Source organism: bacterium, from assembly GCA_026414725.1.
Lineage (GTDB): Bacteria > Ratteibacteria > UBA8468 > B48-G9 > JAFGKM01 > JAAYXZ01.
Genome location: JAOAIL010000012.1, coordinates 1 through 21,021 on the forward strand (window position 1 = coordinate 1; position 21,021 = coordinate 21,021).

Sequence of the window (21,021 nt, forward strand, 5' to 3'; positions counted from 1 at the left end):
AGATGTGTATAAGAGACAGACATACAGGGGATAGTATTGTAGTTGCTCCTGCTCAAACATTGAGTACCCGGGAGTATGAGAATCTTGTAGAACTTTCAAAAAGGGTGATAAGGAAGATAGGAGTTAATGGTGGAGCGAATATCCAGTATGCTGTAAATCCTGAAGATGGAGATGTGGTTATTATAGAAGTAAATCCTCGTGTATCCAGAAGTTCTGCACTTGCTTCAAAAGCAACGGGTTTTCCTATTGCCAGAATAGCAACAAAACTGGCTATTGGTTATACCCTTGATGAGATAAAAAATCAGATTACAGGTAAAACAACCTGTTTTTCAGAACCAACAGTGGACTACTGTGTTTTCAAAATCCCGAGATTTACTTTTGAAAAATTCCCTGGTGCTGATACAACCATTACTACTTCTATGAAGGCAGTTGGTGAAGCAATGTCAATAGGTAGAAATTTCAGAGAAGTACTCCAGAAAGGTATCCGTTCTCTTGAGATAGGCAGGTTTGGACTTGGTTCTGATAAAAAAGATAGATGGCATATAAACCACGAATTTACAGAGGAAGAAAAAGAGTTGATAGTAAGAAAGATAAGTGTTCCAGATGATGAAAGGATATTTTATCTGAGATATGCAATACTTGCTAATTTCTCCATTGAAGAAATATATAAACATTCTGCTATAGACCCCTGGTTCCTTTATAATATAAAAGAAATTGTTGATGTTGAGAAGGAATTGTATAAATATAACATTAATACACTTCCATTGGAACTACTTAGAAAAGCAAAAAAGTCCGGTTTTTCAGATAGACAATTATCTTTTATTCTGAAGTGTGATGAAAGGAAGGTAAGAGAAATGAGAAAAAAAGATGGTATAAAAGCAGTTTTCAAACCAGTGGATAGTGTTGCTGGAGAATATAAGGCAGAAAAGCCATACTATTATTCTACATTTGAGAAGTCAAACACAGTCCCTGAAACCAGGAAGAAAAAAGTGGTAATTCTCGGAGGAGGTCCTAATAGAATAGGACAGGGGATAGAGTTTGATTACTGTTGTGTTCATGCCTCTTTTGCACTTAGAGAAGAGGGATATGAAAGTATAATGGTTAACTGTAATCCAGAAACAGTAAGTACCGACTATGATACATCTGACCGTCTATATTTTGAACCGATTACAGTGGAAGATGTTTTAAATATAGTAGAAAAAGAAAAACCAGAGGGAGTTATATTGCAATTCGGTGGACAGACGCCTCTTAATCTTGCAATACCATTACAAAAGGAAGGGGTTAAAATTTTAGGGACAAGTCCTGAAGCTATAGATATTGCTGAAGATAGACAAAAATTCAAAACCCTTCTTGAAAAATTATCGCTTAGACAACCTCCAAATGGCACAGCAACTTCATTCAAAGAAGCAGAGATAATAGCAGAACGTATTGGATATCCTGTACTGGTAAGGCCTTCTTATGTTTTAGGTGGAAGGGCGATGGAAATTGTTTACGATAGGGAATCGTTAAAGGCATTTATGCAGAAGGCAGTAGATGTTTCTTCTGAAAGACCTGTTCTTATAGATAAATTTCTTGAAGATGCAGTAGAGGTTGATGTAGATGCTATCTGCGATGGGCAATGTTGTGTAATAGGAGGAATTCTGGAACATATTGAAGAGGCGGGTGTGCATTCAGGAGATAGTGCAATGGTTCTCCCCCCATATAGTTTAGACATAAATATCATAAAAGAAATAATTACTGCAACAAAAAAACTTGCATTTGAGCTTAATATAAAAGGACTGATAAATGTTCAGTATGCTGTAAAAGATAATACTGTATATATACTTGAAGTTAATCCGAGAGCATCAAGAACAGTTCCTTTTATAAGTAAGGTAATAGCAGTACCCCTCGCAAAATTAGCAACAAAGATAATGGTGGGGAAGACATTGAAAGAACTTGGTTTTACTGAAGAGGTTAAGGTGGACTATTTTGCGGTCAAAGAATCTGTCTTCCCTTTTGTTAGATTTCCTGGTGTTGATGCTGTATTGGGTCCTGAGATGAAATCCACAGGAGAGGTTATAGGAATAGATAAAACATTTGAGATGGCATATGCTAAAAGTCAGATAGCCGCAGGACAGAAACTACCTCTTTCAGGGGCTGTATTTATAAGTGTAAAAGATAAAGATAAACAGGCAATAGTACCAATTGCAAGGGGATTTAAAGAAATTGGGTTTTCTATTCTCGCAAGTGCAGGAACAGGCAAACTCTTAAAAGAAAGTGGTATAGAGACGACAATAGTCCCCAAAATTTATGAGACAGAACGTCCCAATGTTCTTGACTATATAAAGAACAATCAGATAACTCTTATTATTAATACACCTTCAGGTAAAAAACCTAAAAAAGATATTACTTCTATAAGAAGTATTGCAGTAAGTAGAAATATACCTCTTATAACTACAATTCCCGGTGCAAAAGCCACACTTGTTGCAATCAAAAAATTAAAAGAAAATGAAATAACTGTAAAGAGTATCCAGGAATATCATTCAGATATAAAAAAATAGTAGAGTAGGAATATATCTTATAAAAAACTTTTAATTTTCTAATTATGGATTACAGGGTTGGAATAATCAATTATGGGGCAGGTAATATAAGAAGTGTTTATACTTCAGTAGTTGCATGTGGAGGGTGTCCATTCATTATAGAGAAGGCAGATGACCTCAATAAAGTAGATATTATTATACTTCCTGGGGTAGGTGCTTTTGATGATGGAATTAAGGGACTTTTCAAAAAAGGCATAAAAGATGTGCTTATAGAAGAGATAAATAATGGTAAGCCATTCCTCGGAATATGTTTAGGATTACAATTGCTCTTCTCTTATAGCGAAGAAGGAGCTTGTAAAGGACTGGATATTATCAGTGGTAAGGTGAAAAAGTTAAGGCTTGATAATAGATTTAAAGTTCCTCATATGGGATGGAGCAGGGTAAATCTTGTAAATCCAGATAATCTTTTATTTTCCAATATTGGTGATAATAGATATTTTTATTTTGCTCATTCCTATTATGTAGAACCGGATGATATTTCCACTGTTGGGGGGAGAACTGAATATGGCATAGAGTTTACATCCTTTGTAAGAAAAGATAATATAGTAGGCATTCAGTTCCACCCTGAAAAGAGTGGAGATAATGGTATAAGGTTTTTAAAAAATTTTCTGGAGGGAAAATGGCTGCGGTAAGGATTATTCCATGTTTGGATGTAAAGGATGGTAAGGTTGTTAAAGGAGTACACTTTGAAAATTTAAGAGAGGCAGGGGACCCTGTGGAACATGCGGACTTTTACAGTAAGGAGAATGCTGATGAAATTGTATTTTTAGATATCAGTGCTACTATTGAAGGTAGAAAAACGATGGTGGATGTAGTCAGGAAGGTATCGGAAGTTGTTTTTATACCTATGACAGTTGGTGGTGGAATAAAAAGTATAGAAAATATAGAAGAACTTTTAAAAGCAGGAGCAGATAAGATTTCTATAAATACATCTGCTGTAAGAACCCCGGAACTTATAACAGAAGGGGCAAAGAAGTTTGGGAGTCAATGTATTATAGTGGCTGTTGATGCCAAACGGTTAGGTAGTGATAAATGGGAAGTTTATGTAGAAAGTGGCAAAACACCTACAGGAATAGATGTAGTAGAGTGGGCTAAAAAAGTTCAGGATTTAGGAGCAGGAGAAATCCTTCTTACAAGTATAGATATGGATGGAACACAGGAAGGATACGATATAGAACTTACAAGGAAAGTAGCAGAAAGTGTTAATATCCCTGTTATTGCATCAGGTGGTGCAGGAACTCTTGAACACATGTCAGATGTTATAATCAATGGTAAAGCAAGTGCAGTCCTTCTTGCTTCTCTACTCCATTTTAGAAAATATACTATCTCTCAAATAAAAAATTTTCTCAAAAACAAAGGTATTGAAGTCCGGCTCTAATTATGAAAATTCTTGTTCTTAATGATGGGTTTAAGGGAAATCTGAACCAGTCGTTAGGAATAGCACAGGCATTTCATTCAACAGAAATTGAAATTCTTGATGTCAAATTGAAAGGACCTGTATATCGTCTCCCTTTCAGAAAAGGGAGTTATCCCTTACTGAGTAAATTGCTTTCCATCCTGTGTGTTTTTAAATTATGGAGATGTGGCAAAGTTTTTTTAAAATTCCTATTGAAAGAACAGAAAGATATATTAAAAAAGGAATTTACTGTTATTATATCTGCTGGTTCTATTCTTGCTCCTGTTAATCTCATACTTGCGAGAGGACAGAAGGCAATTTCTGTAAATATAATGGTTCCTTCAATAATTCCTCTGAAACTTTTTGATTTTGCTGTTATTCCATACCATGACTTTATAAAATTAAGAGATAAAAAACAGAAAAATCTAATAGTTACATTAGGAGCACCGAACTGTATAACAGAAGAGATGTTAAAGAAGGAAAGAAAAGAATTGAGAAAAGTCCTGACTTTGCCAGAAGAGAAAGAAATAATAGGTATTCTTATTGGAGGGAATGACCAGAATTATACAATATCCATAAGATGGATAAAAGAATTATTTAGGTCAATAGAGCCACTGAAAAGTAGATATAATTTTATAATTACCACATCAAGAAGAACAGAAAAGGAAGTTGTCTCATTTATTTTAGAAAAAATACAATATGATAGAGCATTTATCTATGCAGAATTTCCTGGTTATTCTAAACGGACATTTTATCCCGGGATACTTTCTCTATGTAGATATATTTTAGTTACTGAGGACAGTATAAATATGGTTTCTGAAGCCGCCACTTCAGGTAGCGGTGTTCTTATTCTCGGTGTGGAGAGGAGAAATGAGAAAAGATTGATATTTGATAAGACCCTTGAAAAACTTATAGAAAAAGGGTATGCTGAATATCTACCAGTTGATAAAGTAAGATCTATTATAGAAAAGATCATAGGCATAAGTAATAAAAAATTCAACAAACTCAATGAGGCAGAAGAATGTGCCCAAAAGATATTGCAAAATATAATGTAAAAAGGATACTTCTTATATGTCCAGGATGTTTGGGGGACAATCTCCTTCTAAGTCCTTCTATTAGAAAGATAAGAGATACATTTAAGGAAGCCCAGATAGATGTAATTGTAGGAAAACGTGCAATTGAGTTTGCTGATGGAAATCCATGGTTTACAAACTATTATATATTCAGAGGGGGGAGAAGGTTAAACCGCTTTGTTAACGTGGTAAGATTGATTAATGAACTCCGGAGAGAAAGATATGACCTTATAGTTGATTTCAAAAACTCTCTTTTACCATTTTTTATAAGAGGTAGATACCGACTTACGTTTTTCTTAAAAGAATTCTTTTCAGAAAAAACCTTTACTCATGAAGCAGAGCGACTTTTGAATTTTCTTATTCCTTTTTTTGGAAAGGAAGAAAACATATCCCTTTATTTCCCTGTTTCCAGAAAAGACAGGGAGGCGCTGGAGATATTCTTAAAGACACTCGGAATAAAATCATCAGATAGAATAGTAATTTTTAATCCAGGTGGTAGAGAGAAAAAACGACTATCTGAGGAGAAATTTGCTGATATAGGGAATGCTCTTCTTAATAGTTATGACTCATTGAAGATTATAATTACTGGTGCCCACTATGAAGAGCAGATTGGGAATAAGATAAAAGGACTTATTAACAGTGAGAATATATTTAATCTTGCAGGGAAGACAACTCTCAAACAACTTGCAGCACTTCTTGAGAAGGCATCTCTTATTATTACCAATGATACAGGAACACTTCATCTTGCAAGTGCAATGCACTGTCCTACAGTTGCGATATTTGGACCTACAAGTCCTTACAGATATGGACCTATTGGAACAAAAAATATAGTGGTTCATAGCGATATACCCTGTTTCCCTTGCAATGAGAAAAGAAGGTGTAGAAAGGACTATCTTTGTATAAAGCAGATTTCACCGGAAGAAGTTATAAAAGCAGCAATGCTATTTCTTGATGAAAAAGAACAACCCCTCCTTTTTGACTTATGAAAGTCATTATTATAAAAACAGGTGCATTGGGAGATATAATAAGTGCTTCTTCTTTTTTCCGTACAGTTAAAATGAATTTTCCAGAAGATGATATATACCTTTTAACTCAGGATATCTATAAAGAAGTTGTTGAAGCATCTCCTATATTTACCCAAATTTTTCTTTTACCAAAAAGACGAAGATTTTTCTCCTTTTTGAGGATATTTACAAAATTGAGAAGGTTAAAACCTGATATTGTTCTGGATATACAGGGAAATCTCAAAACAAACTTTTACTGTTTTCTTACAGGGGCAAAGAAAAGATATGGCTACTACAGAAGGAGGTTAGGCAGGATATTTCTTACTAAAGGAGTTAAAAGGAAAACAAAGAAAGAGCAGGCAAAGAATTCTTATAAAGATAAAAAACCATCTCAATCTGTTCTGGAATTACTCGGTATAAAAAATTATGTAAAACAGCCAGAATTGTGGATTTCTGAAGAGAAAAGAAAAAATTTCTGTAATCTTATAAAAAGATATAATCTTGATGAAAGTAAAAAATGGATAGTTGTACATCCACTCTCTACGAAAGGTTATATCGCAAAAAGGTGGTTAAAAGAACGATTTGCGGAACTTGCTGATAGGTTGATAGGGGACGGATATGAGGTTATTTTTATAGGTGTTGGTGAGTATGAATATGTAAAAGAGATAATGTCTAAAATGAGATATATTCCTAAGAATCTTGTTGATAAAACGGATTTTCATAACCTTTGTCTTGTAATTGAAAGAGCATCTCTTGTAATAACCACTGATTCCAGTCCGTTGCATATATCTACTGCAGTGCGGACAAAGACAATCGGTATATTTGGTTCTACAGACCCTTTTATGATATGTCCTGAAGGGGCAGAGTATATATACAAAAAAGTTGAGTGTAATCCCTGTTATAAAAGAGTTTGTGATGATATGAGGTGTATGAAAGCAATTACAGTAGAGGATATATATAATAAAGCAAAGGAAATATTGAGCGATGAAAATAAACATTCTCTGTTCAATTGATAAAAGACCGAGTGGTCCTAACAGACAGCTTTTAGAATATGGTAATTATCTGTACTCAAAAGGGCATAATGTTTCTGTTATAAAACCGGTCAGAAGAAGGTGTCCAAAGAATAGAAAAGATATTATTGAGATGAAATTGGCAGAGATTGCTCACTACATTTCCGGAAAAAGAATAAGAGAAATTAAAAAATTACCCTGGATAGATGTTAGATGTCCGGTTAAGATTATTCCCTCAATCGATGAGAAATATCTTGATTCTGCTGACATATTATTTTTTTCTATGCAAGCATCTCTCCCTCTGGTTGAAAAACTTTCTGAAAGATGTGGTAGAAAGGTAATGAGGGTATGTTCCGTTATCTACGCTGAAAATGTTGATTGCATCCCTGAAAATGTGTATATTGTTGCAATTTCATCTATTGTTAAGCAAATACTTGAGAAACAGTTAAAAAGAGAGATTTTTCTTTTACTTAATGGTGTTAATACTGGAACTTTTTATAACTCTATAAAAAGAAAGGAGCCAAAAACGATAGGAATGGTATATTATCCGAGTAATAAATATAAAGGAATGAAAAATGGTTTCTGGGTTATGGAGCAACTTTATATGAGATATCCATCACTAAAGTTCCATGTCATAGGAGAATGGGCAGAAAAAGACATTCCTCCTTTTGTAAAATTTATAGATGGGAATACAAGGGATAATTTAATAAATTTTTATAAAACCACAGATATTCTCATATTCCCAAGTGAAAAGGAAGCATCTCCTAATCCTCCTATGGAGGCAATGGCATCAAGGTGTGCTGTTGTTACAACAGAGGTAGGGGGTATTTCTGACTATACTATTCCCGGTAAGACAGCAATTGTAGTCAAGATAGGAGATAGAGAAGGACTTTTGAGAGGGGTCATAAACCTTATTGAAAATAATGAATACTTTAGAACAATATCAGAAGAGGGCTACAAAAAAATTCAGGATTTCAGTGTAGAAAAACAGGGAGAAAAACTTGAACAGATTTTATTTGAGATTTTGAAAAGATAATAATATTTTCCAGTTTATAACCTTACCTTCTAATATACTCAAAAGTTTTCTGAGGGATTCATATCTGTCATTTATCTCTCTTGTCCAGTGTATAACAACAGGTAATATCACACATCTTTTTATTGACATAATATCAGAGCTTTTTATTGCTTTCACCAATCCGCTACACCGTTGATAGCTGGATAAAGGTCTATAAGAAGGGATATATAAAGCACCCTCAAAATATGAAGGAGATACCTTATATCCTAAATATTTAGCAGATTCAGGTCCTCCTGTAATAATTTTAAAGTATTTTGAAAGTCCTTTATAAGAAGTTAAATCAACTTCGTCAAAGGGTGGAATAAAGGCAGTGGGATTTATATCAACTTCTCTGAGTATCTTTAACCCTTTTTCTATCTTTTCTTTCACCTCTTTCTCTTTCAGACCCACAAATTCCTGGTTCCTCTTAGGATTGTTTGTTTGATGTGTAAATCCATGCATAGCAATCTCTATTAAAGGATGCTTTATTATTTCTACTTCTTTTTCTTCTAATATTTTAAATCTATTGTTAAACGGATTATGTCTATCTAAAGAAAGGTATGGTGTTACACCTAAGAGATAAGGTGTTTCAAACTCTTCCATAATAGAATGGAATCTTTTGAAGTCATCTATTGATTTTTCCCAGTGAGGAAAGTCATCTACCCTTATAAGAAACATTGGCTGTCCTTCTTCCTCATCTGTCCCCTTAAATCTACAGAATCTCTCCCGTATGTTAAAGATATAACTGAGAAGATGATTTAACTGCAATGTTTTGTATTTTTTCAGGTTATAAAGTAATCGCCAGAGAGAGAAGGGAGAGATAAAGTCAATGGAGAATTCAAAAATTTTTAAAAACCTCTCTATCTCCTCCTCATTTTCATAAATTCCATTTAACACGAACTTTAATGTATAAACTTTTTCTTTCATATTTCCCCTGTGATAAAATTTATCACAGCAAAAGAGATATGCCAAATGGATAGTTTCAAAAGACCTTTAATTATTGACCTGTCAGGTAAGGCAGGAGCAGGTAAGACATATGTGAAGGATAAACTAATTCAATATCTTTCACCTGGATATAAATGTGTTGACCTTTCTGATTATATCCTGACTGAAAAGGACTTTTTAGATTTTGTTATTTCCAGACCAGTGTCTTTCTTTTTATCTATCCTGTTTGTCCTTCTTTTTATCCCTAAGGGATACAGATGGATGTGTACCTGTTTGAGGTGGTGGATTAAGATGCAGATAATGATAATAAAGGGCAAATCATTAAAATGTGATTTTGTATTTATAGATGAAGGGCTGTTTAGAAGAATAAGTTTAATAAGGATGTATTCCTTCAGGAGAGTTCTTTTTGAAAATATCCCTGTATTATTCAGAAAACACTTTCTTTATCCGGATATAACTGTATTTGTAATGGCGAATTATGATATGTGTGAAAAAAGAAGGATGGAAAGAGATAGAAATACAAACAGATTTAAACTTCCTGGTAACAAAAGAAAGGGTTTGATAATTATAGATGACCTGGGAAAAGATATTGATTATGCTGAAAAAACAGGGATTGTTAAGGTTTTAAGATACAATAACGAAAGAGAATTTGAAATGTCAGTGTTAGCAGAACTATTAAGAATGAAGGATGGGATATGCCGAAAGTATCAGTAGTGATACCACTTTATAACAAGGTAAGATATATAGGTAGAGCGGTTGAATCCATATTAAGTCAGACGATGCAGGATTTTGAGTTAATCGTGGTTAATGATGGTTCTACAGATGGGAGTGAGAGGGTGGTGGAGGGTTATAAAGATAGCAGGATACGGATTATACATAGAGATAGTCCATCACCTGGGGGACATAAGGCGAGGAATGAAGGGATACGAAATGCGAAAAGTGATTTAATAGCATTTCTGGATGGAGATGATGAGTGGAGGGAAAGTTTTCTTGAGACAGTGTTAAGGTTAAGGGCGAGATTTTCTTCTGCAGGGGCATATGCAACAGCGTATGAAGAGAGAGAAGGGGAGAAGATAAAGGTGCCTAAGTTCTGGTATATACCTGAAGGTGATTGGGAGGGGATAATACCTGACTATTTTAAGAGTTGTGTATATGGGACATCACCTGTATGGACAGGGGCAGTTGCTGTACCTAAGGGGGTATTTGAAGAGGCAGGATATTTTCCTGAAGGGGTGAAGAAGGGAGGAGACCTTGATATGTGGGCTCGTATTGCATTAAGGTATCCGATTGCATTCAGTAGGTATGTGGGGGCGGTATATTATAAAGATATTCCTGGGTCAGTTATAAAGTTGCATAAGGTTTTAGAAGGGTTTAAGGTAGTGGATACACTGGAAGAGTATTTAAGAAACAATCCTGATATTCCAGAAAGAAGAAAAAGATATATAATAGAATATGCAAACAGGTTCAGATTGAGTTCTGCTTCACACTGTATTAAGGCAGGAGAGATTGAGTTAGCAAAGGAACATCTTAAAAATTGCCACACAAGAAGGTTTATTATAAGGAAGTTGTATCTTCAGTTGAAAATAGTTTGGGGTGGTAATTTATAAGGAAAAAGCAATGAAATTTATTTACTTTATAGTTGTGATAGTTTTGCTTAAAATCAATACAAAATCTATACATGGGTGTATAGAAATATCAAGAAATGATGATATGCTTTTTAGAGATATTAGGAACGAGAAATGAGGATAGCAATTGACTGTAATAGTATGGGAGAAGAAAGAACGGGGATTGGCTGGTATATATACTATCTTATCGGGAATCTTGTAAAGATTGATAAACAAAATTACTATTTATTTTTTGATATTGCATCACGGGGTTATAAAGAAAAATACAATAAAATCAAATCTTATATCCCTGACCAGGAAAACTTCCAAGCAAGAATATACAGATTCCATTCGTATATAGGAAGAAAATATCTGCCTGTTGAATTATTTACTGGAAAAGTTGATATACTGCATAGTTATGACCATTCACAGGTTCTTTCTACTACATTTAAGGCAAAAAAAATTGTTACTGTTCATGATATTATTCCTTTATTACCTGAATTCAATGAAAAATTAAATTTATTGATGCCTGAAGAATGCAAAAGAGGAAGAAAATTCTTGAAGGAAGTAATACGGAAATCTGATAGAATTATAACAGTGTCAAATGCCGCAAAGGATGATATAGTAAAATACCTATCTGTAAACCCATCAAAAATCAGTGTTACACATTTAGGTAAGGATGAAATATTTTATCCACGTGAAATTAATAAAGGTATTCTTAATAAATATAAAATTTTAAAAAGGTTTATTCTTACTTCCCCTGTTTATCCTTCCCGTAAAAATTTTGCAAGAATACTTTTATCTTTTGAAAAGATAAGAAAGAACAATAATTGTCAGTTAGTTTCATTTGGAAAGGTTAAAAAATATGGTGAATGGTATGCTATTTTTAATAGATTACCTGATTCTATAAGGGAAGATATTATATTTCTTGGCTACATTCCTCATACAGAACTTCCTTATCTTTACAGTTCTGCTGAGTTTTTCATATATCCTTCCCTTTATGAGGGGTTTGGACTTCCACCACTTGAGGCAATGTCTTGTGGTTGTCCTGTAATAACTTCCAATACATCCTCTCTTCCAGAAGTGGTAGGAGATGCAGGTATTTTTATAGACCCTTATAATGTAGATGAGATGGCAGAGAATATGGAGAGATTGCTTACAGATGAGAAATTGAGAGAGCAGTTAAGGACAAAAGGGTTAGAAAGAGCAAAGCAGTTTACATGGGAGAAGACAGCGAGGGAAACACTTAAAGTATATGAAGAGGTGTATAATGGAAAATAAAAACAATCCATTAGTAAGTATAATTATTCCTGTATATAACAGAGCAGAATTATTACCGAGAACACTTAAGAGTGTTGTGAACCAGACATATAGAAACATTGAAATAATAGTTGTTGATGATGGGTCAGATGAGGATATAAAAATTATCTGTGATAGATTTAATGACCCGAGAATAAGGTATATAAGACATACTGAAAATAAAGGACTTCCATCTGCAAGGAATACAGGAATAAGGATGTCAAAAGGTGATTTTATTACCTTTCTTGATTCAGATGATGAATATATACCAGAAAGAATTGATAAACAGGTAAAGTTCTTTACAGAAAATAGAGATATACAGGTTGTATACTGTAGTGTATTAGAAGAGAAAAAGGGGAAACAGTATTTAAGGAAAATAATAGGAGACAAATGGTTTGTATGGGTTCACCAGATTATGCTTAAAAAGGAAGTTATTGAAAAAGTAGGTTTCTTTGATGAATCTTTTATATCGTTGGAAGATGTTGATTATGTATATCGGCTCAGAAAATTCTATACATTCGGATTTATTGATGAACCGTTGTTAATATACCATAATACACCGGGGTCTTTAGGTAAAGATATTGAAAAAAGGAATAAGGCAAGGGAATTATTTATTAGGAAACATAGAACTACTTTAAGCCGTAGGTCTATAAGCAAGATGTTATATAGTGCAGGAAAAGATTATCTCACTTTGGGTAAAGTGAAAAAAAGCATAAACTGTTTTTCAAGAGCATATTTTATATATCCTTTGAATCAACAGGCATTAAGAAAGATGATTAAAACACTTCCTTTAATCTTGAAGAGTAAATTCCGATGAAAGTACTTTTTATAGCAGGATGGTTTCCTGAAGGTGGAAATTATAGTGGTATATTTATAAAGGAACATGCACTCGCTGTATCAAAATTTTGGGATGTTGCAGTTATACATGGAAAGGGTGTAAAGTGGCAGAGAACAAGATACAGGTCTTCTTTTTCAGATGAAGATGGATTAAAAATTTTAAGATTTACATATAGAGAAATTCCTTTATTACCTTCTTATTCCAGTTATATAAAAGGGATTATACTCAGTTTTGAAAAATTTTTGTCAGATGGTTTTAAACCTGATATTATACATGCCAATATATATAAAACAGGTGTGCCTGCCTGTATAATAAAAGAAAGATATGGTATCCCATATGTTATCACTGAACACTATTCAGGTTACGCACGGAAGACAATGAATAAGAAGAAATTAAAAATTGCGCGGCTCGGTATGGAAAATGCTGATTTGGTTCTACCAGTAAGTGAGTCCTTAAAAAATGATATTTTTTCTTATGGTATCAAAGGTAATTTTGAAATAATTCCCAATACAGTTCCTGATTATTTTAATTGTAGTTCTGATATAAAAAATAAATCATATATAAAGAGAATTTTGTGTGTTGCGGCTATGCATCCTAAGAAAAATATACCTGTTCTTATAAATGCCTGTAAAGTCCTGCATAATATCCGACAGGACTGGGAACTTAATATAGTGGGTGAAGGTGAGAGATTGGAAGAGTATAAAAAGATGGTTCATGATTTTTCTCTTGATAAGTTTATCCATTTTCTTGGTGGAAAACAAAAAACAGAGATAGCATCTATGATGCAATCATCCGTATTTTTTGTCCTGCCAAGCAAATTTGAAAATCTTCCGTGTGTATTATTAGAAGCATTATGTTGTGGATTATCTGTGGTTGCTACAAAAGTTGGGGGAGTACCGGAAATAATAAATGATACCAATGGAATTCTTGTAGAGCCAGACAATCCTGAAGCACTTGCAAAAGCAATGTTATATATGCTGGATAATCCAGAGAAATATAACAGACAGAAGATATCTTATGAGGCAAGAAATAAATACTCTTATGAGGTAGTTGGGAAACGGATAGTGTCAGTATATGAAAAGATACTTCAACACCAAAACTAAAAAATATAGAGAAACTTTGAAAATGATATTTCCTTTTCTTATGATTTTTTTGAAACACCCGTTTAAAACAATAAGATATGCTATAAGTAATGTAAAGATAAGAAAAGATACTGTTAAAATCTTGAAGTACCAAAGATTATGTAGATTGAAAAAAGATATAAAACCAGTTTATTTCTTTGGTCCTTATAAATCCATTTCTTTTAAGTTAGGTGGTTCATATATACTTGAAGCATTGAGACAGTCAGGCATTAAGGCATATTCAGGTTATTATACCAATGTTGATAGTATCTACGATTCTATAGTTGTAATTGTGCAGAGGATATCTGAAGAAATTGATGTTATGAAATTGAAAAAAAACGGAAATAGGATAATTTTTGATATACATGATGCTTACTGCCTGTGGAAGGAAGAGACATACAGATTGATAGACATTGCCGACTTTATTATTTATCCAAACAGAACATTAGTAGATGAAATTTCAAAAGATAAGAAAAAAACATATACAGTTCTATATGGTTATGCAGACCCTGCTATTTATATCCTGTTTAGAGAGAAGAAATATAAAAATTTTGATACAATTAAATGCTGCTATTTTGGATATAAGAGAAATGCGGAGATGAAGATATTGAATAAGCTACAAAAAGAGATATCTCTGACTCTGCTCCCCTCTTCGTTAGAGAGTATAAAAAAACTTACTGATTTTAATATGCATATAGATGTAAGGAAAGATAAAGTAAAGGATGATATATTATATAAGCCACTTACGAAAATACTTATTGCTGCTGAATGTAATTCTAATATAATTGTTGAAAAGACACCGAGAACTCTTGAGATATTACCAGAGGATTACCCATTTTTTATATCAAAAGATAAAATAGAAGAAGATATAAAAAGAATAAAATCATTATTTGGGACAGAAAAATGGAGATATGGGTTATCTGTAATGGCGGATATTCGCAATAAATATACATTCAGTTACCATTTACAGTCATTTATAAAAATACTGGAGGGACTATAATGAGAGAGATATATGAGGCATTGAAAGGACTAAAAAAAGAGGTTAATGTAGGAATTGTTGGTTGTGGCTGGTGGGGAATTTGTTTTGTAAGTGCTCTTAAAAGATCGGGTTTTATGGTACCACGTCTCCTTATTGATAAGGATATCAATAAATGTAAAAAGGCGTACTTTGAATTTGGGATTAAAAAAGAAGATATTTTGTATATTGAAAGAACGGAAGATATTAAGAAGATAGATAGATATAAGTATATTGTTGCAAATGATGTAAATTTATTAGAGGATTTAGAGAAGTTTAATATAGATATTATTCATGAAAGTACAGGTGGTGTTATATCGGGTGCAAAAACAGCCCTTTTTTCTATTGAAAACAAGATTCCTTTTACAACAATTAATAGTGAAATGGATGCTACCATTGGACTGATACTTTCTAAAAAGGCATTAGAAAAGGGAATTATATATACAAATACAGAGGGGGACCAGCCGGGCTGTCTTGCAGAGATGATAGATACAGTTATATCCTGGGGATTTGAGCCGAGAATAGTCGGAAATTGTAAACTTTTTCTTGACCATTACCAGACACCTGAAGGAGTAATGCCATGGGTTCCAGAAGGTGGTAATCCTTATTCATACAGCGGCGCTGCAGATGGTTCTAAAATATCTATTGAATTATCAGTTGTTGCTAATGCTTTTAATTTCCCGCCATTTAAAAGAGGGATGTACGGTCCAGATACAAAGAAAATAGATATAGTAAAGACATTTCATAATCTTATAGACCTTGATACTTTATCAGGAGGACATATTGACTATACATTTGGGTCAACAGAGCCAGATATGGGTGGTCCTGTATTTGTGATTGGCTATACTCAAAATGAGCGATTAAAAGCAGAAATGAAAAATTATAAAAAAGGTATTGGTCCGTATTATCTATTTTTTCGTGACCATCATCTCGGAAGTATTGAAGCACCTTTAACCATAGCAAAAGCCCTATTTTTTAATAGCCCTTTTCTATCTCCAAAGGTATGGTGTTCAGAGGTTATAACAGTGGCGAAAAGGGACTTGAAAGCAGGGATAAAACTTGATGAAATCGGTGGATATGATTATTATGGACTTGTAGAAAAGGCAGACATATCATTCAGAGAAAAAATGTTGCCGTTAGGTTTAGCCAGTTTTGCTACACTTAAGAGAGATGTTAAAAAAGATGATATTATTACATATGATGATGTAGAACTTGAAGATAACCTTGCTGTTAAGTTAAGAAAGGAACAGGATTTATACTGGTTCGGTAAGAACTGAAGGTCGGAAGATTGGTCGGTATAATTTTATACAATTTATGGGAGAAAATTACGGGTTATAGAGGAGAAAAGAGGCGATTTAAAAGGGTAACAGGTTATGACCTGAATCTTAAAAATCCCCGTAGTTTCGGTGAAAAAATTGTATGGAAAAAAATTTATGATAGAAATCCTCTTATACCTGTAGTAGCAGATAAATATAAGGTTAGAGAGTATGTAAAAAGAGTTCTTGGAGTAAAGGAAGCAGAAAATATTTTAGTACCACTTCTTTATGTCACAGATAGACCTGAATCTATTCCTTTTGATAAACTGCCTGAAGAATACATTATAAAGCCCAATCATGGTTCTGGATGGCATATTATAGTTAAACAGGGGGAGGCATTTATTACAAGGAAGGGAAAGAAAATTGAAAAGGGTGAAATTGTCTCACAATGTAGAAAATGGTTGAAAATAACCTATGGGGTTAGGGAGTATGAGTGGGCATATCAACCGATAAAGAAGAGAATAATTATAGAGAAAATTATGAAAGATAAGGAAGGTAAATTACCAACGGACTATAAATTTTTTATTATTCATGGTAAGTGTCATCTTATTCAGGTTATATACAACAGATTTTCTGATAAATCACTTGGTATGTACACACCTGACTGGCAATATCTTAATGTAAAAGGGAAAGCAAAACAGGCCCCCCCTGATTCAAAACCACCTTCTCTTGAAAAGATGATAGATATGGCTGAGAAATTAGGAGGTCTTTTTGATGCTATCAGGGTGGATTTTTTTCTTGTTGAGGATAGAATATACTTCAGCGAACTTACAAATTATCATCAGACAGGCTATATTAAATGGGAACCTGTTTCATTTGATTTTGAATTGGGTTCTAAGTGGCAGATAGAACCCGGTTACTGGGAAAAAAATGCTTATATAGAAAAATTAGCGAGAGAGATAGATGATGCATGTGATATAATTATAGAGAAAGCAACAGATATAGATAGACCTGCTATTATGCGCCTTTTAAAACAGGCAAATATGCACTATATACCTTCACCAGAGATGCCATCTATCACATATGAAAATTACTTTGTGGCACGTCTTAATGGGAAGGTTGTGGGCTTCTGCGGATATAAAGTTCTTGATTCTACTACAGCAAAGACAGAACTGATGGTTGTAGATAAAAGATACAGAAGCAGAGGGATTGGTTATAAACTTCAGGTATGTAGAATGGAAGATATGTTTGCAAAAGGGATACAGAGGGTTATAACAAATACTGACCTTCCTGAAACAATTGCATGGTATAAAAGACATTTTGGGTATATAGAGGTGGGAAAAGTTAAAAAATTACATACATTTGGTGCTCCTGATATAGATTACTGGACTACTCTTGAAGTTGACCTGAAAAAATGGAAGGACAGTCAAAATGAAAGAACTATTTCCACATCCTGTCACACCATATAAAAAACTTATTATCAATGCAGCAATCACTGGTATGGTTCCTACAAAAAAGGATAATCCACATTTGCCTGTAAGTGTTGAAGAGATTATAGAGGATAGTGTTAATTGTTGTCGTGCAGGTGCTTCTATAGTTCATATCCATGCAAGAGAAGAGACAGGAAGACCGAGTTATAAAAAAGAGATTTATAAAAAGATAATTGAAGGAATAAGAAAGAGATGTCCTGACCTTATAATATGTGTATCTACAAGTGGGAGAATCCATAACACATTTGAAAAACGTTCAGAATGTTTGGAACTTAAAGGAGATGTTAAACCGGATATGGCTTCTCTTACAATGGGACCTTTAAACTTTCCACAGCAGATATCTATCAATACCATTGATATGATAGAAAAACTTGCGATAAAAATGAGAGAAAATAATATTATCCCGGAAATAGAAATATTTGAACCAGGGATGATTCAGACAGCAAAAGTTCTGATTAAGAAAGGAATTTTAAAACCACCATTCTATTTTAACATTCTTCTTGGTTCCTTATACTCTACACCTGCAACTTTATCCGACCTTGTACATATGGTTCAGAGTTTACCTGAAGGTGCAGTATGGGGAGCAACAGGTATAGGACAGTTTCAAATAGTTATAAATTTTGCTGCAATACTTATGGGAGGAAATGTTAGGGTAGGGCTTGAAGATAATATATACTATGATATTCAAAAGACAAAACTTGCCACAAATGTAATGCTGATAGAACGTATAGTAAAATTTGCAGAAGAGATTGGTAGAGATATTACTTCCCCCTCAGAAGCCAGAGAAATTATAGGAATAAAATAAAGACCTCTGATTGACTGAAATCCTCTATAAATAATATAATACCTTTATGGAAAAAATTGCATTGAGGAAAGTTATTGATAAGGATAGATTTAACGAAATTATTGGTAGATATGAAAAAACAAAGGTCCTTGTTACAGGAGACCTTATCCTTGATAGGTTTATCTATGGAAATGTATCAAGAATATCTCCTGAAGCACCTGTTCCTGTTGTCCTTGTTCAGAGAGAAGAACAGATGTTAGGTGGTGCAGGTAATGTTGCACTTAATATTAAGACACTCAATGGTATACCTTTTCTTATTGCTTCTATTGGTAGAGATAGCAATGGCAAGGTTCTTAAAGATATATTAGAAAAGAATGGTATAGATGTATTTCTTATTGAGAGAGATACTCCTACAACAACCAAAACAAGAGTAATAGCCAGAACACAGCAGGTTGTGAGAATTGATAGAGAAGAGATTAAAAAACTTATGGATGAGGATATTTTAAAGATAAAAAAAGTTATAGATGAATGGGGTAAGAATTCTTCAGGTGTGATTATTTCTGATTATAGTAAGGGATTTATTACTAAAAAACTTATAGGGGCATTTTTGAACTATACAAAAAAATATAATAAAGTTCTAACAGTTGACCCAAAGGTTGAACATTTTCCATATTACAAAAATGTTACCTGTATCACACCTAATAAAGCAGAGGCAAGTGAATTTCTGCATACAAAAGAACCAGAGGGAATGGAAGGTATAAAGAAAATAGGAGAGAGCATTAAAAAACGACTTGGATGTGAACATCTCTTGATTACTCTCGGTAAGGATGGAATGATGCTTTTTGAAAAGGGAAGAAAGATTATACACATACCTACAGTAGCAAAGGAGGTATTTGATGTAACAGGTGCAGGTGATACAGTAATAGCGGTCTTTACCCTATCACTTTCAGCAGGGGCTTCTGTGGTTGAATCAGCAATAATATCTAACATTGCAGCAGGTATTACAGTGGCTAAACTTGGAACTGCCTCTACAAGTCAAAAAGAGTTGAGGGAAATATTTAGAGAGGTTTTGGAAAAAGAATATGTGAATATCTTACAATGAAAAAGAAAATAAAGAGTTTTCAGGATATAGAAAAGATAGTTAAAAGATTGAAGAAGGCAGAAAAAAAAATTGTATTTACTAATGGATGTTTTGATATATTACACAAGGGACATATCCGACTTTTAAAAAAAGCAAAGTCATTGGGAGATGTTTTAATAGTGGGGCTTAATACTGATAGTTCTGTAAGACGACTGAAGGGAAAAAAAAGACCTTTCTTGAAAGAGAAAGATAGGGCAGAAATTCTTTCATCATTGGAGATGGTTGATTATGTGGTGCTTTTTCATCAGGATACTCCATATGAACTTATAAGAATAATCAAACCAGATGTTTTAGTAAAAGGTGGAGATTACGAAAAAGGAAGAGTTGTTGGTAGAGATATTGTAGAAGGTTATGGAGGTAAGGTCTATATATTTCCTGTGATAAAAGGTTTATCAACAACAAAGATAGCGGAGAAAATAAGGAAAGCAGGGATATGAAGATTATACTTACAGGAGGAATGGGGTTTATAGGAAGTTGTTTTTTGAGAAAACTAAATGATGTGGGATATACTGATATTTTGATTGTGGATAATCCATCAGATGAAAAAGAAAAAAATGTTGCAGGCAAGAAATTCCGGGATATTGTAGAAAAAAACAGATTTTTATCCATTATAGAGGACAATAAAATAGAAATACCTGATATTTTGATACATCTCGGAGCATGCACTTCAACAATCAATAATGAATGTGAGTATATGTTTTACAATAACTATTACTACAGCCTAAAACTTGCAAAGTGGATATTATGTAGGAATAAAAGATTTATCTATGCATCTTCTGCTGCTACCTATGGAAATGGAGAATACGGTTTTTCTGATGAAGATGAAAACACAAAGAGATTAAGACCACTTAATGTATACGGGGTATCTAAACATCTTTTTGACTTGTGGTTGATTACCAATGGATTTGTTGATAAAGTGACGGGGTTTAAGTTTTTTAATGTATATGGTCCAAACGAATATCACAAAGAAGATATGAGAAGTGTTGTTGTAAAGGCATATGAAGAGATAAAGAAAACAGGGAAAAAGAAACTTTTTAAGTCATATAGAAAAGATATCAAAGATGGAGAACAAAAGAGGGACTTTATCTATGTAAAAGATGTGGTTGATGTAATGATGTTTTTTGTTGAGCATCCAGAAAAGAGAGGGATATATAATTTAGGAACTGGCAAAGCAAGGAGTTTTAAAGACCTTGTTTTAGCAGTATTTCATTGTTTAAAAGTTCCTCCTGAAATAGAATATGTAGATATGCCTTCTGAGATAGATAGGGATAAGTATCAATATTTTACTCAAGCGAATATAAGTAAAATAAGAAAAGCAGGTTTTACAGAGGAATTTACAGAACTTGAGGAAGGAGTGAAGGATTATATTGATTACCTGAAAAATGGAATTTATATCTGATAAGTGGGATAAT

21 protein-coding genes are annotated in these 21,021 nt (G+C 33.5%); 20 read left to right on the forward strand and 1 reads right to left on the reverse strand.

Features of this window, described 5'->3' with window-relative positions; genetic code table 11:
• The 7 genes from carB to N3D17_05255 all read left to right on the forward strand — a co-directional run.
• The coding region (gene carB, locus N3D17_05225) for a carbamoyl-phosphate synthase large subunit (GenBank protein ID MCX8082777.1) at positions 1-2,540 on the forward strand (2,540 nt) is incomplete at its 5' end.
• Positions 2,541-2,584: 44 nt separating this feature from the next.
• Positions 2,585-3,211, forward strand: coding sequence for an imidazole glycerol phosphate synthase subunit HisH (gene hisH, locus N3D17_05230; GenBank protein ID MCX8082778.1), 627 nt, complete (start codon positions 2,585-2,587; stop codon positions 3,209-3,211).
• Positions 3,199-3,957 carry an imidazole glycerol phosphate synthase subunit HisF gene (hisF, locus tag N3D17_05235; GenBank protein ID MCX8082779.1) on the forward strand — a complete coding sequence of 253 codons (759 nt, stop codon included), beginning with the start codon at positions 3,199-3,201 and terminating at the stop codon, positions 3,955-3,957. The genes hisH and hisF overlap by 13 nt, the downstream gene beginning before the upstream one ends.
• 2 nt (positions 3,958-3,959) lie before the next feature.
• Positions 3,960-5,030: a mitochondrial fission ELM1 family protein gene (locus N3D17_05240; protein ID MCX8082780.1), complete on the forward strand. Its 1,071-nt coding sequence runs from the start codon at positions 3,960-3,962 to the stop codon at positions 5,028-5,030.
• Positions 4,997-6,034, forward strand: coding sequence for a glycosyltransferase family 9 protein (locus N3D17_05245; GenBank protein MCX8082781.1), 1,038 nt, complete (start codon positions 4,997-4,999; stop codon positions 6,032-6,034). Before N3D17_05240 ends, N3D17_05245 begins: the two co-directional genes overlap by 34 nt.
• Positions 6,031-7,065, forward strand: a complete 1,035-nt coding sequence (locus N3D17_05250) for a glycosyltransferase family 9 protein (GenBank protein ID MCX8082782.1) — start codon at positions 6,031-6,033, stop codon at positions 7,063-7,065. Before N3D17_05245 ends, N3D17_05250 begins: the two co-directional genes overlap by 4 nt.
• On the forward strand, positions 7,037-8,098 hold the full coding sequence (locus tag N3D17_05255) for a glycosyltransferase family 4 protein (GenBank protein ID MCX8082783.1): 1,062 nt from the start codon (positions 7,037-7,039) through the stop codon (positions 8,096-8,098). The genes N3D17_05250 and N3D17_05255 overlap by 29 nt, the downstream gene beginning before the upstream one ends.
• Here N3D17_05255 and N3D17_05260 read toward each other — a convergent pair.
• A complete protein-coding gene (locus tag N3D17_05260; GenBank protein MCX8082784.1) occupies positions 8,075-9,043 on the reverse strand; it encodes a DUF2334 domain-containing protein in 969 nt (322 codons plus the stop codon). The genes N3D17_05255 and N3D17_05260 overlap by 24 nt on opposite strands.
• A gap of 45 nt (positions 9,044-9,088) precedes the next feature.
• On the opposite strand from N3D17_05260, the gene N3D17_05265 reads away from it, so the two are divergent.
• The 13 genes from N3D17_05265 to rfaD are packed head-to-tail and all read left to right on the forward strand — an operon-like array spanning position 9,089 to position 21,008.
• Positions 9,089-9,775, forward strand: a complete 687-nt coding sequence (locus tag N3D17_05265; GenBank protein ID MCX8082785.1) for a hypothetical protein — start codon at positions 9,089-9,091, stop codon at positions 9,773-9,775.
• Complete coding sequence (locus N3D17_05270; GenBank protein MCX8082786.1) at positions 9,757-10,668, forward strand: glycosyltransferase; 912 nt, start codon at positions 9,757-9,759, stop codon at positions 10,666-10,668. Before N3D17_05265 ends, N3D17_05270 begins: the two co-directional genes overlap by 19 nt.
• Before the next feature lie 10 nt (positions 10,669-10,678).
• On the forward strand, positions 10,679-10,804 hold the full coding sequence (locus N3D17_05275) for a hypothetical protein (protein ID MCX8082787.1): 126 nt from the start codon (positions 10,679-10,681) through the stop codon (positions 10,802-10,804).
• Positions 10,801-11,946, forward strand: coding sequence for a glycosyltransferase family 4 protein (locus N3D17_05280; protein ID MCX8082788.1), 1,146 nt, complete (start codon positions 10,801-10,803; stop codon positions 11,944-11,946). Before N3D17_05275 ends, N3D17_05280 begins: the two co-directional genes overlap by 4 nt.
• Complete coding sequence (locus tag N3D17_05285; protein ID MCX8082789.1) at positions 11,936-12,781, forward strand: glycosyltransferase family 2 protein; 846 nt, start codon at positions 11,936-11,938, stop codon at positions 12,779-12,781. The genes N3D17_05280 and N3D17_05285 overlap by 11 nt, the downstream gene beginning before the upstream one ends.
• On the forward strand, positions 12,778-13,905 hold the full coding sequence (locus N3D17_05290; protein ID MCX8082790.1) for a glycosyltransferase family 4 protein: 1,128 nt from the start codon (positions 12,778-12,780) through the stop codon (positions 13,903-13,905). Before N3D17_05285 ends, N3D17_05290 begins: the two co-directional genes overlap by 4 nt.
• A gap of 16 nt (positions 13,906-13,921) precedes the next feature.
• Positions 13,922-14,923: a hypothetical protein gene (locus tag N3D17_05295; protein ID MCX8082791.1), complete on the forward strand. Its 1,002-nt coding sequence runs from the start codon at positions 13,922-13,924 to the stop codon at positions 14,921-14,923.
• Complete coding sequence (locus N3D17_05300) at positions 14,923-16,215, forward strand: hypothetical protein (GenBank protein MCX8082792.1); 1,293 nt, start codon at positions 14,923-14,925, stop codon at positions 16,213-16,215. Before N3D17_05295 ends, N3D17_05300 begins: the two co-directional genes overlap by 1 nt.
• An 11-nt stretch (positions 16,216-16,226) precedes the next feature.
• Positions 16,227-17,663, forward strand: a complete 1,437-nt coding sequence (locus tag N3D17_05305; protein ID MCX8082793.1) for a GNAT family N-acetyltransferase — start codon at positions 16,227-16,229, stop codon at positions 17,661-17,663.
• Positions 17,626-18,489 (forward strand): 3-keto-5-aminohexanoate cleavage protein, encoded by an 864-nt coding sequence (locus N3D17_05310; GenBank protein ID MCX8082794.1) that lies wholly within the window; start codon positions 17,626-17,628, stop codon positions 18,487-18,489. The genes N3D17_05305 and N3D17_05310 overlap by 38 nt, the downstream gene beginning before the upstream one ends.
• Positions 18,490-18,535: 46 nt before the next feature.
• Complete coding sequence (rfaE1, locus tag N3D17_05315; protein ID MCX8082795.1) at positions 18,536-19,570, forward strand: D-glycero-beta-D-manno-heptose-7-phosphate kinase; 1,035 nt, start codon at positions 18,536-18,538, stop codon at positions 19,568-19,570.
• Positions 19,567-20,046, forward strand: a complete 480-nt coding sequence (gene rfaE2, locus N3D17_05320; protein ID MCX8082796.1) for a D-glycero-beta-D-manno-heptose 1-phosphate adenylyltransferase — start codon at positions 19,567-19,569, stop codon at positions 20,044-20,046. Before rfaE1 ends, rfaE2 begins: the two co-directional genes overlap by 4 nt.
• Complete coding sequence (gene rfaD / locus N3D17_05325; protein MCX8082797.1) at positions 20,043-21,008, forward strand: ADP-glyceromanno-heptose 6-epimerase; 966 nt, start codon at positions 20,043-20,045, stop codon at positions 21,006-21,008. Before rfaE2 ends, rfaD begins: the two co-directional genes overlap by 4 nt.
• Positions 21,009-21,021 lie beyond the last annotated feature (13 nt).